This is a genomic window from Nesterenkonia sandarakina, from assembly GCF_013410215.1.
Taxonomy (GTDB): domain Bacteria; phylum Actinomycetota; class Actinomycetes; order Actinomycetales; family Micrococcaceae; genus Nesterenkonia; species Nesterenkonia sandarakina.
The window spans coordinates 2,026,866-2,040,673 of the sequence record NZ_JACCFQ010000001.1; the positions used below are offsets into that span (position 1 = coordinate 2,026,866).

At 68.9% G+C, this 13,808-nt stretch carries 8 protein-coding genes, 4 tRNA genes and 1 riboswitch; of the genes, 7 read left to right on the plus strand and 5 right to left on the minus strand.

What is annotated here, in order from left to right:
• The first annotated feature begins 1 nt into the window (after position 1).
• The 3 genes from dnaE (at position 2) to HNR11_RS14280 (ending at position 7,590) form a co-directional block, all read left to right on the plus strand.
• Complete coding sequence (gene dnaE / locus HNR11_RS09375; protein WP_179442065.1) at positions 2–3,538, plus strand: DNA polymerase III subunit alpha; 3,537 nt, start codon at positions 2–4, stop codon at positions 3,536–3,538.
• 104 nt (positions 3,539–3,642) lie between these two features.
• On the plus strand, positions 3,643–4,146 hold the full coding sequence (gene nrdR / locus HNR11_RS09380; RefSeq protein WP_179442066.1) for a transcriptional regulator NrdR: 504 nt from the start codon (positions 3,643–3,645) through the stop codon (positions 4,144–4,146).
• A gap of 363 nt (positions 4,147–4,509) precedes the next feature.
• The gene (locus tag HNR11_RS14280; RefSeq protein ID WP_179442067.1) at positions 4,510–7,590 is read left to right on the plus strand and encodes a LuxR C-terminal-related transcriptional regulator; all 3,081 of its coding nucleotides are present in this window, start codon (positions 4,510–4,512) and stop codon (positions 7,588–7,590) included.
• Positions 7,591–7,602: 12 nt separating this feature from the next.
• Here the strand turns inward: HNR11_RS14280 and rpe are convergent, their stop codons facing one another.
• Genes rpe through HNR11_RS09410 form a run of 5 tightly spaced genes read right to left on the minus strand, consistent with a single transcriptional unit; the run spans position 7,603 to position 12,613 of the window.
• Positions 7,603–8,256, minus strand: coding sequence for a ribulose-phosphate 3-epimerase (gene rpe / locus HNR11_RS09390; RefSeq protein WP_179442068.1), 654 nt, complete (start codon positions 8,254–8,256; stop codon positions 7,603–7,605).
• On the minus strand, positions 8,253–9,983 hold the full coding sequence (locus HNR11_RS09395; protein WP_179442069.1) for an RsmB/NOP family class I SAM-dependent RNA methyltransferase: 1,731 nt from the start codon (positions 9,981–9,983) through the stop codon (positions 8,253–8,255). Before HNR11_RS09395 ends, rpe begins: the two co-directional genes overlap by 4 nt.
• Positions 9,980–11,116 (minus strand): methionyl-tRNA formyltransferase, encoded by a 1,137-nt coding sequence (locus HNR11_RS09400; protein ID WP_179442070.1) that lies wholly within the window; start codon positions 11,114–11,116, stop codon positions 9,980–9,982. Before HNR11_RS09400 ends, HNR11_RS09395 begins: the two co-directional genes overlap by 4 nt.
• Positions 11,117–11,133: 17 nt before the next feature.
• On the minus strand, positions 11,134–11,727 hold the full coding sequence (gene def / locus HNR11_RS09405; RefSeq protein WP_179442071.1) for a peptide deformylase: 594 nt from the start codon (positions 11,725–11,727) through the stop codon (positions 11,134–11,136).
• Between the two features lie 13 nt (positions 11,728–11,740).
• On the minus strand, positions 11,741–12,613 hold the full coding sequence (locus tag HNR11_RS09410) for a cytochrome (RefSeq protein WP_179442072.1): 873 nt from the start codon (positions 12,611–12,613) through the stop codon (positions 11,741–11,743).
• A gap of 312 nt (positions 12,614–12,925) precedes the next feature.
• Here HNR11_RS09410 and HNR11_RS09415 point away from each other — a divergent pair.
• From HNR11_RS09415 to HNR11_RS09430, 4 genes are all read left to right on the plus strand, one after another.
• Positions 12,926–12,999: transfer RNA gene (locus tag HNR11_RS09415), tRNA-Gly, on the plus strand.
• Between the two features lie 120 nt (positions 13,000–13,119).
• A tRNA-Cys gene (locus tag HNR11_RS09420) sits at positions 13,120–13,190 on the plus strand.
• Positions 13,191–13,296: 106 nt separating this feature from the next.
• Positions 13,297–13,368 (plus strand) — tRNA-Val (locus tag HNR11_RS09425).
• A 52-nt stretch (positions 13,369–13,420) separates the two neighbouring features.
• A tRNA-Gly gene (locus tag HNR11_RS09430) sits at positions 13,421–13,494 on the plus strand.
• 164 nt (positions 13,495–13,658) lie between these two features.
• A riboswitch (FMN riboswitch) is annotated at positions 13,659–13,800 on the plus strand.
• Positions 13,801–13,808 lie beyond the last annotated feature (8 nt).

Genomic DNA, 13,808 nt, shown 5'->3' on the forward strand with positions numbered 1-13,808 from the left:
CATGGCGAGAACCGGCGACTTCGTCCACCTGCACAACCACACCGAGTACTCGATGCTCGACGGCGCCGCGAAGATCGGGGAGCTCTTCGAGCAGACCCAGCACCTCGGGATGCCCGCAGTGGCCACCACGGACCACGGGTTCCTCTTCGGCGCCTATGAGTTCTGGAAGACCGCCCAGAACTATGACGTGAAGCCGATCATCGGGCTCGAGGCCTACCTCTCACCCGGCACGCACCGCTCCGACCGCACCCGGGTGAAGTGGGGCGACGGGGTGATCGGGGAGAAGGACGTCTCCGGCGGCGGCGCCTACACGCACATGACCATGTGGGCGGAGAACACCGCGGGGATGCACAACCTGTTCCGGATGGGCTCGAAGGCCTCCCTGGAGGGCTACTTCTATAAGCCTCGGATGGACCGGGAGCTGCTGCAGACCTACGGCAAGGGGATCATCGCCACCACCGGGTGCCCCTCCGGGGAGATCCAGACCAGGTTGCACCTGGGGCAGTACGAGGAGGCGAAGAAGGCCGCCGGGGAGTACCAGGACCTCTTCGGGAAGGAGAACTTCTACTGCGAGCTGATGGACCACGGGCTCGACATCGAGCGCAAGGTCAAAGCCGACCTGATCAAGCTGGCCCGTGAGCTGAACCTGCCGATGGTCGCCACCAACGACCTGCACTACACCCACCAGCACGATCACAAGGCCCACGGGGCGCTGCTGTGCGTGCAGTCGAACTCCACCCTGGATGACCCGAACCGGTTCAAGTTCGGCTCCGAGGAGTTCTACCTCAAGTCCGCCGCGGAGATGCGCGATCTCTTCCGCGACTTCCCCGATGCCTGCGACAACACCCTGGCCATTGCCGAACGCTGCCAGGTCGAGTTCAACGAAGCGGCCTCCTACATGCCCCGCTTCCCGGTGCCCGACGGGGAGTCCGAGGAGTCCTGGTTCATCCAGGAGGTCGAGAAGGGGCTGCACTACCGGTTCCCCAACGGCATCCCGGACGAGGTCCGCAAGCAGGCCGAGTACGAGATCGGCGTGATCACTCAGATGGGCTTCCCCGGCTACTTCCTGGTGGTGGCCGACTTCATCACCTGGGCCAAGGAGCAGGGCATCCGGGTGGGCCCGGGGCGCGGCTCCGGGCCCGGCTCGATGGTGGCCTACGCGATGCGCATCACCGACCTGAACCCGCTGCAGCACGGCCTGATCTTCGAGCGCTTCCTGAATCCCGACCGCGTCTCCATGCCCGACTTCGACGTCGACTTCGATGACCGGCGTCGCTCCGAGGTCATCCAGTACGTGGTCAACAAGTACGGCGACGAGCGCGTGGCGATGATCGTCACCTATGGCACGATCAAGTCCAAGCAGGCGCTGAAGGACTCCGCCCGCGTCATGGGGGAGCCCTTCGCCACCGGCGACCAGCTGAGCAAGAAGATGCCCCCGGACGCCATGGGCAAGCCGATGCCGCTGGGCGACATCTATGACCCCAAGTCCTCGCGCTACTCCGAGGCCGCCGAGATGCGCGAGTACGTGGACGCGGACCCCCGGCTGACCGAGATCTTCAACCTCGCCTCCGGCCTGGAGGGGCTCAAGCGGCAGTGGGGCGTGCACGCGGCGGGCGTGATCATGTCCAGCGACCCGCTGATCGACATCATCCCGATCATGAAGCGTGAGCAGGACGGCGCGATCATCACGCAGTTCGACTACCCGATCTGCGAGAACCTCGGCCTGATCAAGATGGACTTCCTGGGTCTGCGCAACCTCACGATCATCTCCGACTGCCTGGAGAACATCGCGCTGAACAAGGGTGTCGAGATCGACCTGGAGACCCTGGAGCTCACCGACCGTGCCGCCTATGACCTGCTGGCTCGCGGAGACACCCTCGGCGTCTTCCAGCTCGACGGCGGCGGCATGCGCTCGCTGCTGCGCCTGATGCGACCGGACAACTTCGAAGACATCTCCGCCGCCCTGGCGCTCTACCGTCCCGGCCCGATGGGCGCGAACTCGCACACCAACTACGCGCTGCGCAAGAACGGGCACCAGGAGGTGACCCCGATCCACCCGGAGCTGGAGGAGCCGCTGCGCGAGATCCTGGGCACCACGCACGGGCTGATCGTCTACCAGGAGCAGGTCATGGCCATCGCGCAGAAGGTCGCCGGGTACTCCCTGGGCCAGGCCGACATCCTGCGCCGCGCCATGGGCAAGAAGAAGAAGTCCGAGCTGGACAAGCAGTATGTGAACTTCTCCTCCGGCATGGAGTCTCACGGCTATTCCGCCGCGGCGATCAAGGCGCTGTGGGACGTCCTGCTCCCGTTCTCGGACTACGCGTTCAACAAGGCTCACACCGCCGCCTACGGGCTGATCGCATACTGGACCGCCTTCCTCAAGGCCAACTACCCCGCCGAGTACCTGGCGGCCCTGCTCACCTCGGTGGGGGAGAACCGGGACAAGCTCGCGCTCTACCTCTCCGAATGCCGGCGCATGGGCGTCACCGTGACCTCCCCGAGCATCAACGAATCCGCGCTGACCTTCACCCCGGTCGGCGATGACACCATCCGCTTCGGGATGGGCGCGGTGCGCAACGTGGGCTCCAACGTGGTCGCCGGGATGGTCTCCGCGCGTGAGGAGAAGGGCCCGTATGAGACCTTCGCCGACTTCCTCAAGAAGGTCCCGATGCAGGTGTGCAATAAGCGCACCATCGAATCGCTGATCAAGGCCGGCGGCTTCGACGAGCTCGGGCACACCCGCCGCGCCCTGGTGACCATCCACGAACAGGCCATCGACCAGGCCATCTCGGAGAAGAAGGGCTCCCAGGCCTACGAGACCGATCTCTTCGGCAGCGCCAACATGGAGCTGGGCGACTCGCTCTCGGTCAGCGTCCCGGACCTGCCGGAGTGGGAGAAGATGGACAAGCTCTCCTTCGAACGCGAGATGCTCGGCCTCTACGTCTCCGACCACCCGCTCCAGGGCCTGGAACGGGTCCTGGCCCACCACGCCGACCGCTCGATCTCCTCGGTGATGGGAGAGGACGGCCCGGCCGACGGCGCCGGGATCACCATCGCCGGCATGATCACCTCGCTGCAGCGCCGAGTCGCGAAGTCCTCCGGGAACCCCTACGCACGCGCCGAGATCGAGGACATGGCCGGCACCATCGAGGTGATGTTCTTCGGCAAGACCTACCAGGCCGTGTCGATGATCCTCGCCGAGGACCTGGTGGTCTCGGTCAAGGGTCAGATCGACCGTCGCGAGGACGGCAGCGTCACGCTCAAGGCCATGGACGTGGTGGTGCCCGAGATCAACGAGGACGGCAACGCCGGGCCGGTGGTGGTCTCGGTCTCGGCCCAGCGGGCCTCCGAACACCTGGTCATGGAGCTGGGACGGGCCCTGCGCGCGCATCGGGGGAACTCCGACGTGCATGTGCGGCTGCTCTCCGGGGACAAGATCGAGCTCCTGCGGCTGGGCCACGAGTACCAGGTCAGCCCGTCACCGGCGCTGTTCGGCGATCTCAAGGTGCTGCTCGGCCCCGGCTGCCTGGAGCTCTGAGCCGCTTCCAGGATCCCGCCGCAGACCGCGCAGCAGGCGGGATTCCACAACATCTTGTGGTTGGTGATTTGAGGCGCACTATATGTGGTGGGTAGACTGGCCCTATGTACTGCCCCTATTGTCGCCATGATTCGTCCCGAGTGGTCGACTCCCGCATGCTGGACGACGGTTCCGGCATCCGCCGACGTCGGCAGTGCCCCCAGTGCTCCAAGCGTTTCACCACCATGGAGACGACCAGCCTGAACGTGATCAAACGTTCCGGCGCGGCGGAGCCCTTTGACCGTTCCAAGGTGATCAACGGGGTGCGCAAGGCCTGTCAGGGACGTCCGGTCTCCAACGATGATCTGGCGGTCCTCGCCCAGGAGGTGGAGGAGAACATCCGCGCCGCCGGCAACGCGGAGGTCGACGCCAATGACGTGGGTCTGGCGATCCTGGGCCCGCTGCGCCGCCTGGATGTGGTCGCCTATATGCGCTTCGCCTCGGTGTATCGCGGGTTCGACACGTTGCAGGACTTCGAGAACGCCATCGAGGAGCTGCGCCGGGAAGAGCTGCACGGACCTTCAAGCTCAGGTGCAACCGTGGTGCAGCCCAGATTCGGATTCCGATAGACTTTTCAGCGTGCCGGTGGTGCTCTCTTCTGGGGAAGGTTGAGAGCGCCACCGGTCTTTTCACGTCAGGGAGGCTTTGGGCATGCCGTGAGGTGCGAGTACCACGGCAGGCCCGACCCGCGCCGCAGCCGCTGACCTGGGGGCCGACGGCTCCGGAGGCAGACGCACTGATGGTCCGAAGAGAACCCCCTGAACTTTCTCTTCGGACCACCTGCGCCTCCGAGGAGGCTCCTTCATTACACGCCCGCGGGCTCCGCCGGCCGTTCAGATGACGCAAAACCCCGTAGTCTGAGCCGCGAAACCCAGTAGAAGGTACGGGCCGGTATAGTTTCGAGCACCTGATCCGTCGAGCAAGGAGCCCCGGTGCACCGCAGCGACCCCTTCGTGGGCAGGCTTGAGGAGATCGAGCTGATCCGCCGCGCGGCGGACCGGGCGCGGCAGGGCAAGGCGCAGTTCGTGGTCATCGAAGGCTTCACCGGGTCCGGGAAGACCCGGCTGCTGCACCAGGCGATGGAGGCCTACCCGGACTGGAACGAGCGCACCATCCTGCTCGATGAGTCCTTCAGCGCCCGGGCCGGGTCTGCGATCCACCACCTGCTCGGGGCGGGATCCCCCGGCCCGACTGAGCTTGAGGACCTCCTGGCCAGCGGGTTCGATGCGGCGCGGAACCTGCAGCGGCCCTACCTGATGAGCGTGAAGAACCTGCACCTGGTCGATGAGGTCTCCGCCGAGGCGCTCTGGCGGGCACTGAGCATCTTCCAGAACGGACCGGTGCTGGTGGTGCTGAGCACCCAGGGCTCGACGCGTCCGGAGGTCCAGCGGCTCATCCGACTGGCCCAGGCCAGTCCCCGAGGCACCTACATCGGCCTGCAGCCGCTCGCCCTGCGAGAGGTCGGTGAGCTGCTGGGGGCGTACTCCAAGCTGCCGATCGCGGCGTCGGTGGCGGGAGCGGTGCTGCGGGAGACCGACGGCTATCCCGGCCTGGTGGAACAGGTGGGACGCTGGCTGCGTCGGGTGCCCGCCGGGGCGCGCAGCATCGACCAGGCGCTGGCCGCCACAGTGCGCTCAGCTGACTACAGCGGAATGCACCGGGACGTGCTCATCCAGATGGACCGGCTCGAGGAGGCGGATCGTCGAGCGGTGACGCTGCTGGCCGCCGCCGACACCTCGCTGAGCCGGAGCCAGATCGAGGCGGCACTGGGCGCCACGGTGGACCCTGCCGCCCTGTTAGGGACTGCCCTGCTCAGCTGGGAGGAGCTCACCGGCCGCTACTCGGTGCCACGGCGTTCCCTGAGCCGGGCGGTGCTCAGCGGGACCCCGGAGGTGGAGCGGGCGGAGCTGCTGCACGCTCTTGCCGGGGTGCTCACCGGGGAGGAGTCGGTGCGCCACCTGGCCGAAGCGATTCGACGGGATCCCTCCCGGGGTGCGGCGGATCAGGTCATCGCGCAGCTGCAGGACCACGCGCGCCAGGCCGCCCGACGGCACGACTTCCGGGAAGCATTCGACCACATCATGGCAGCGATCGCGATGGCCCCTTTCGATGCGGAGTCACTCGCTCTGCTCGCGGGCCTGGCCGTGCGGACCAACCGGATCTCGGCTCTGCTCGCCCTGGAGTCTCCGATGCGCACGATGCCGGAGTCCACCGGCCGCTCAGGGATCCTGGCGCTGATGCTGCTGGAGCAGTCCGATCTGGAGGGGGCGCTGAAGGAGCTGGAATCGGTGCCGGCCCAGCCTGACGCTGGGCTGCCCATCTATGCCGAGGCGGTCATCGAGGTCAACGCCCGGCTCTACGCGGAGTCGCGTCGGGACCGAGGTGCTGCGCTGGCGCATGATGTCTCTGCTGCACTGACCGAGGTGCTGCGCTCCTCCGAGGGAGCGGGCCTGGTCGGTGAGATCTGGAGCCGGGATCAGCTGCACGGCATGGAGTCCCTGAACAGCCTCTGGCTCGGCTTCTCGGCAGTGGACCCCGGGGATGCGCTCACCATGATCGACCGGGTCTGCGCCGCCCTGGAGCAGCTGCGTGGCAGGGTCGGCGTGGAGCGTTTCGACGCCTCGCTGCATGCGGTGCGCGGGGCACTCTACCGCCAGGTCGGTCAGGAGGACTGCGCCTACCAGGACCTCAGCGTGGCTGCCGCGCAGGACGGCACCAACAGTTACGTGATGTACGCCCGCTCTCAGCTGGCGCTGCTGCTCTTCAGCTCGGCCTATTGGGATGAGGCCGAACAGATGGCGGACCGCGCGGCGGGGGAGGCCCTGTGCCGTGGCGAGAACGCCGTCTCCCATGTGGCCTACGCGGTCTCGGCCGTCGTGCCGGCGGCGCGGGGGGAGGTGGAGAAGGTCCGGGCCCGGCTCGAGGTGCTGCGCGAGAGCCGGTTCGCGAAGGGTCCGCTGGTCACCGGGACCCTCGACTGGGTGGAGGCGTGCCTGGCCGCCTCCCAGTCCGACTTTCGAGGGGTCGCCCGGAACCTGCTGAGCATGCGCAATGACGGCACCGCCTGGTGGGCGATGGAGCCGCAGGCGGTGAGCATGTTGGCACGTGCGCTCCACGTCAGCGGGTGGGCCGCGATGCTGCCGGCGCTGCTGCGCAGTGCCGAGGACGACGCCGGCGTCGTGGACTTCCAGCGCCATCTGACCACCCCGTACCTCAGAGGCTTCGAACGCTGGGGAGCCGATGCCCCGAGGGAGGCGATGGACTGCTTCCTGGAGGTGCTGCGCGGCTATGACGCCGCCGGATCCATCCGACCCACCCAGCCACCGGGGGAGGGCGGGGGTTTCCGGATCTTCCGGGCGATGCTGAGCATCGACATCGCCACACTGGCGGCGGCCTACCCGCAGGAGCTGGCCCGGCATCGGGCCACCGCTTTGGAGCTCGCGGTGTGGGCGGCCTCGGTGCTGCAGTCCTGCGGAGCCGATTCGCAGCTGGACCGCGCCAACCAGCTCATGGAGATGCTGCGTCCCCGGATCATGCAGGGGCCGCCGCGTCCCGGGGCGAGCGCGGGCGCCTCGTCGGTGGCGGGAGCATCGTTGAACCGGGCGGGGCGGGGGACCTCGGCGCCTGGATCACCGGAGCTGTCCACCTCCGGCCGGATGCCTGCGCCCAGCACCGCAGACGCCACCTCCGGCGCCGTGCCTGCGGAACCCGCTGCGCGCAGCGCAGCGCAGCCCGGTGGGCGTCTGGTCGCGTGGGCGCCCCGGGGAGTCTCGGCGATGACCGATCCGGTGCTCAGCCCGCGCGCCGAGGAGGCGCTGCATGGCCTCTCCCGGCGCGAACGTCAGGTCTCGCTGCTGGTCTCGGAGGGCCGGACCAACCGCGAGGTCGCGGAGCAGCTGGTGCTCTCGGTGCGCACCGTGGAGTACCACGTGGCCAACGCGATGACGAAGCTGAAGATCCACTCCCGCCGCGAGCTTCGAGGCCTGATCGGCGGGGATCGCGCCCCGAGGTGATCTCTGGCGGCCTCAGCCGGCGAGGCTGCGCAGCTGCGCGATCGCCGCGGCGGCGTCGGGGGCTGAATACACCGCCGAGCCGGCCACAAAGGTGTCCGCACCGGCCTCGGCCGCGCGCTGGATCGTCTCGGCGCTGATGCCGCCGTCGACCTGGAGCGCCACGGTCCCGCCCTGATCATCCACGGCCTTCCGGGCCCGGCGGATCTTGGGCAGGATCAGGTCTAAGAAGCTCTGTCCGCCGAACCCGGGCTCCACCGTCATCAGCAGCAGCATGTCCAGCTCCCCGAGCATGTCCAGGTACGGCTCGATCCCGGTGGCAGGCTTCAGCGCCATGGCGGACCGGGACCCCTGCGCGCGCAGCTCGCGGGCGAGCCGGATCGGCGCCCCGGCCGCTTCAGCATGGAAGGTCACGGACTCACAGCCGAGCTCGGCGTACTGCGGTGCCCAGGTGTCCGGGTCCTCGATCATCAGGTGGATGTCCAGGGGCAGCTCGGTGGCCGCGCGCAGGGACTTCACCACCGGCAGGCCGATGGTCAGGTTCGGCACGAAGTGGTTGTCCATCACGTCGACATGCACCGCATCGGCAGAGCTGATCCGGGACAGCTCGGTGGCCAGGTTCGCGAAGTCGGCGCTGAGGATGCTGGGGTGGATGCGTGGGCTGATCACAGGGCGATCCTACCGCCGGGGTGCTCCGCGACGTCGTCGGAGTCCTGGGGCTGGTCGGACTTCTGGGACTGGTGCGAGGCTGAGGCATCCTTCGCGTCCACCGGACGCTGGAGCAGCGCGAAGAACATCGCATCGGTGCCGTGGATATGCGGCCAGAGCTGCAGGCAGCGCGCGGCGGTCTGGCTGCCGGCGCCGGCAGGCGCATCGCGCAGCAGCTGGGCACCTGCGTCCTCGGCGGCGGCGCGCATCGGGCCGTGGGCGTCGAGCAGCTCCAGCTCCGGGTGGCGTCGCAGCAGGTCATCGACCTGGATCACGGTCTCGGCCATATGCGGTGAGCAGGTGACGTAGGCCAGCAGCCCTCCGGGAGCCAGTGCCCCGACGGCCGCGTCGAGCAGCTCATGCTGCAGCGCGGTCAGGCCGGCGAGGTCTCCGGGGGTGCGGCGCCAGCGGGCCTCGGGCCGGCGCCGCAGCGCGCCCAGGCCGGTGCAGGGTGCATCGACCAGGATCCGCTGGAAGCCGGTGCCGGTCGGCTCCTCGCCGATGGTGCGGCCATCGCCGGTGCGCACGGTCCAGGCCTGGTGGTCCACTGCCTGCAGCGCCTGGCTCACCAGCTTGGCACGGTGCGCGGCAGGTTCGTTGGCGAGCACGGTGGCACCGCGCTGGGCGGCCAGCGCGGCCAGCAGTGCCGCCTTGCCGCCCGGGCCGGCGCACAGGTCGAGCCAACGCTCTGCGCCCTGGCCCGGATCCGGCAGCTCTGCGGCGGCCAGGGCGCGGGTGACCCATTGCGAGCCGATGTCCTGGACCCGCAGCTGACCTTCCCGGGTGCCGGGCAGCCGAGCGATGTCACCGCCGCGGAAGATCGCGGCCCCGGTCAGCGCGCTGGAGGCCACGGCCCCGGCCTCCTGGGCGCTGCGCAGCCGGTCACCCTCGACCGAGCTGGTGCCGGGGAGCTCCACCAGGTGGACCTCGGGGGCGGCGTTGTTCGCGCGCAGCAGCGCCTCGAGCTCGTCGCCGCGGCCATCGGCGCGCAGCGACTGCCGCAGGGCACGCACCACCCAGGCCGGGTGGGCGTGGGTGAGCGCGAGGGCGTCGTCGCCGCTCAGGTCGCGCTCGGCTGAGAGCGTCCGGGTCCAGTCCTGGAGAGTCCGGGCACTGACCTTGCGTAGCACGGCATTGACCAGCCCGCTGGGGCCGGCGCCGATCTCGGCGCGCACCAGCGCCACGGTCTCATCCACCGCGGCGTGGGTCTCCACCCGCATGTTCAGCAGCTGGTGGGCGCCCAGTCGCAGCGCGTCCAGCACCGGGGCGTCGAGCTGATCGAGGGGCCGGTCCACGCAGGCGCTGAGGATCGCGTCGTAGGTGCCGGTGCCGCGCAGGGTGCCGTAGGTCAGCTCGGTGGCGAAGCCGGCGTCGCGCTTGTCCAGCCGCCGACGCCGGATCTCGGCGGGCAGCGTGAGGTTGGCGTAGGCGTCGTCCCGGCTGACCGCGCGCAGCACGGTGTAGGCCGTGAGCCGGGCCGGATCCGCCCGGCGTTTGCGCTGGGCTGGAGCCGCGGCGCTGAACCGACGTCCACCTGTGCCGCCGCCCTGATCGGACCTGCGCTGATCTGCCCTGCCCTGGCCTGACTTGCCCTGGCCGGGGGAGCTCTTCGCGCCGCGATTGCGTTCCCGGCCCTTCTCATTCCTGCGGCTGGGCTGCTGGGCGGAGTCTCGGCCGGCGTGGCTCATCGGGTGTGCCCTTCCGTGGGGTGCGTGGCAGTCGTGGCAGTCTCAACGGTCTCGGTGCTCTTCGCCTGCCCAGGCAGGCTCTGCTCAGGACGGTCCTGCTCCGGTCCGCCCAGGAGCACCTCGCCGTGCAGGCCGCGGTGCCAGTCGGCGGCGTTGAGCATCTGCTTGCCTGCCGGCTGCACGCTGCTGAGCACCACATCGGCGCCGTCGCCGGCACGGAACCCGATCACCGGGGTGGCGCCGGGCTGTTCCGGGGCAAGCTCTCGCACCTCGCCGATCTGCGCCGCAGACTCCTCGGTCCCCGGCGCCGTCTCGGGGCGGTGGAGCCTGGCGACGCCGAGCTTGACCCGCTGATCACCGTTCAAGGTCCAGGCGCCGGGTTCGGGGATGGTCGCGTTGATCCGATTCACGAGCTCGGCGGCTGGGCGGCGCGGGTCGATGAAGGCGTCTGCGGCGGTCAGCTTCGGAGCGTAGCTGGGCTCACCGATCTGGGGCTCGGGAGTGGAGGTGCCGGCGAGCAGGTCTGGCAGCAGCACCATCAACAGGGAGGACCCCAGGACCGTGAGCTCCTCGAGGACCGTCCCCGCGGAGGTCGCCTCGCCGATCTGGTGGCGGCAGATCCCGTGGATGGGCCCGGTGTCCATGCCGCGTTCCAGCTGGAACACCGTGGCCGCGGTCTCGGTCTGACCAGCCAGCATGGTGTGGGGCACCGGCGCCGCGCCGCGGTGCAGCGGGAGGGCGGAGTAGTGCAGGTTCACCCAGCCGCGGGCGGGGACCTCGAGCGCGGCACCGGGCAGCAGGGCGCCATAGGCCACGACGACGCCGAGGGTGGCCTCCGCCGCGGCGAGCTCCGCGGTGATCTCGGCGTCCACGACGTCAGCCTTGATCACGTGGATCCCGGCCTCCTCGGCGACCGCAGCCACCGGGGACTGGGTCAGCTTGCGCCGTCGCCCCACGGGAGCGTCAGGCCTGGTGAGCACCGCTGCCACCTCGGCGCCCGCCCGCAGCATGGTGCGCAGGGCGCTGGCGGCGATCTCCGGGGTTCCGGCGAAGATGATCCGGCCCGGACCGGGTCTGGTGCCGCGGGTCTCCGCGCGCGCCTCGGCCAAGGTGTCTTCGGTGAACTGCTGCATGATGTGTCAGGGGCCTTTCAGGAGGCGAAGAAGCTGCTGTGGCGGCTCGTGCGGGAGTCGCGGGTCTGATCGATGGCCTGGCCGTAGTCGCGGGAGCGCAGGGCCCGGAACGCGGTGACCTTGTCCTGCCCGGTGAGTCGATCCACGAAGAGCCGGCCATCGAGGTGGTCCACCTCGTGCTGGAAACATGCCGCCAACAACCCGGTGGCCTCCAGGGTGAGCTTCTCGCCCTCGGCGTCCGTGCCGGTGAGCGTCACCTGCTGGGCGCGCACCACCGGGGCATAGATCTCGGCCACCGAGAGGCACCCTTCTCGGAGCAGGTTCTCACCTTCGGCCTCGCCGCGTTCGGGCGCCCGCGCGGTGAACCGGCTCTCGCCGCGCAGGGTGAGCTTGGGATTGACCACGGCGCCGCGGACACCGGCCACGTCGAAGGTGAAGATCCTGCGGCTGACGCCGACCTGTGGGGCGGCGAGCCCGATGCCGGCGACCGCGTCCATGGTCTCGAACATGTCGGCGATCAGCTCCCGGATGCTCTCATCCACGGCCGGCACTGGGGTCGCGGGGGTGCGCAGCACCGGGTCGCCGATCATGCGGATGCTCAGGACAGTCATGGGGGACATTCTGTCATTCTCCAGGGACACCCCCGGGTGGGCGGGGCAGCGGAGGCGGCGAGATCGGACGCAGCGCGGTGCCTGCGGCCTGCGCCGACCTGCTGTGCTCCCAGACCTGACGCAGCGCCCAGAATTTGTGCCAGTGGGATTTCAGCACCGCGGGATTCGCCTGACTCGGGACCACCTCGGCCTCCGAGACCGCCACCGCCAGCAGGATCGGGTCCTCGCCATAGGGCCAGGGGCCCCACTGTCCGGTCCTGGCGTCGAGGAGCATCTCTTCGGCCTGCATGCCTGCCACCAGCTGCATCACCACAGAGTCACTGAGCGGTTTGGCCCGTCCGTCCCGGGTCAGTCCCTTGGTCTTGAAGTCGATGATGCAGGTGCGCCCACCGATCTCGGCGATCAGGTCCAGCGTCCCGGCGTAGCCCTGGGTGTGGTTCCAGACCGTCACCTCGGCGGCGAGCGGGACCACCCCGTAGAGCTGCCACCATTCGTCGAAGCGGTCCGCGTAGCTGGCTTCCCGGTGCTCCGCGAGCACCCGTCGGGCCGCACCGGCCTCCTGGCCGACACCCAGGGCCTCGAGGGCGACCTGCTCGGCATAGTTGTGCACCCGATCTCCGCGCGCCGCGGCGGCGTCACGAAAGCGTTCCGCCGCGGAGGAGGCTTCCCGGGCCAGTCTCTTCAACTCGGCGGGGGAGCCCACTGCGCCGGCCAGACGCTGGTCACCGGAGAGCTCGGCCGTAGCCATATGCCCGGCCCAGCCGGTCAGGTCCTTGTGCTCCTGGGAGATCACCGTGGTGATCGAGGGCACCTCGGGGGAGCTGCCGATGGCACGGGAGTACATGCGGCCGTAGTCGGTGGCGTGGGCGAGGCTGGGCTGTGTCATCACCTCTAGTCTGTCACCTGCCCAGGACACGCAGCGGCACGCAGCGGCACGCAGCGGCACGCCGCAGACGCGCAGCTGACGCTCGGTGTCCCGGCGGAGAACCCGGTGGAGAAGCCGGCGGAGATTCCAGCGGAGAACCCAGCTCCAGCGGGGCTCGTCTGCATCTGCCGGGACTCGATCGGCGCCCTCTGCGAGGGCCGTCCGGCGCCCTCAGCGAGGGCCGTCCGGCGCCCGATTGGACGTGCGGCAGAGACCTGCGCTATCGTTTCAAGTCGTTGAAACGCCGCGAAACGATGCGGTCGGGACAGCACTGCGGATGTAGCTCAGCTGGCTAGAGCATCACCTTGCCATGGTGAGGGTCGCGAGTTCGAATCTCGTCATCCGCTCGCAGGAAACAAGCATGAGAGTATGAGAGGATTCTTGACGGAATCCTCGACGGTGTCAGGGCCTGACAAGGCCTTACCACTGAGGGTCGACCAAAGACCTTGAGGTCGGTGGTGGACTGCGGTGGGGTGGCCGAGTGGCGAGGCAGCGGCCTGCAAAGCCGTCAACGCGGGTTCGATTCCCGTCCCCACCTCGCAGGTGTCTCCGGGTCATCGGGGGACAGCGGCAGAAGCAAAGAAACAGAACAGAATAGCGAAGCAGCACAGAACACGCCACGGTGGTCCACGGATCACGTACAGGCGCGATTAGCGCAGCGGTAGCGCGCTTCCCTGACACGGAAGAGGTCACTGGTTCGATCCCAGTATCGCGCACTGAGAGCAGGAAATGCGACCACCCCACGGTGGTAGGGCCTCCTGATCTCATGCGGATGTAGCTCAGCTGGCTAGAGCATCACCTTGCCATGGTGAGGGTCGCGAGTTCGAATCTCGTCATCCGCTCAGAAGGGCCGTCCGGCAGGCGGCGCAGCGAAGGGCCCGAGACCACCAGGTCTCGGGCCCTTCGCTTATCTGCGCCCGGGCCCCTGCTCGTGCGCCCTCAGATTTCACCCACAGCGGGATCGGCCCGCCCCGCGGCGTGCATGTGGCACACTTGGAGCTACACATTTCGTGCTCCGGGATCGGCGAAAGTCCGAACCGGCGGTCATAGTCCGCGACCCAGGTCACGCCAGCACGCTGCGCGGGAACTGGTTGAACCGGTGGAATTCCGGTACCGACAGTCACAGTCTGGATGGGAGAAGCACGAGAGTCCGCGG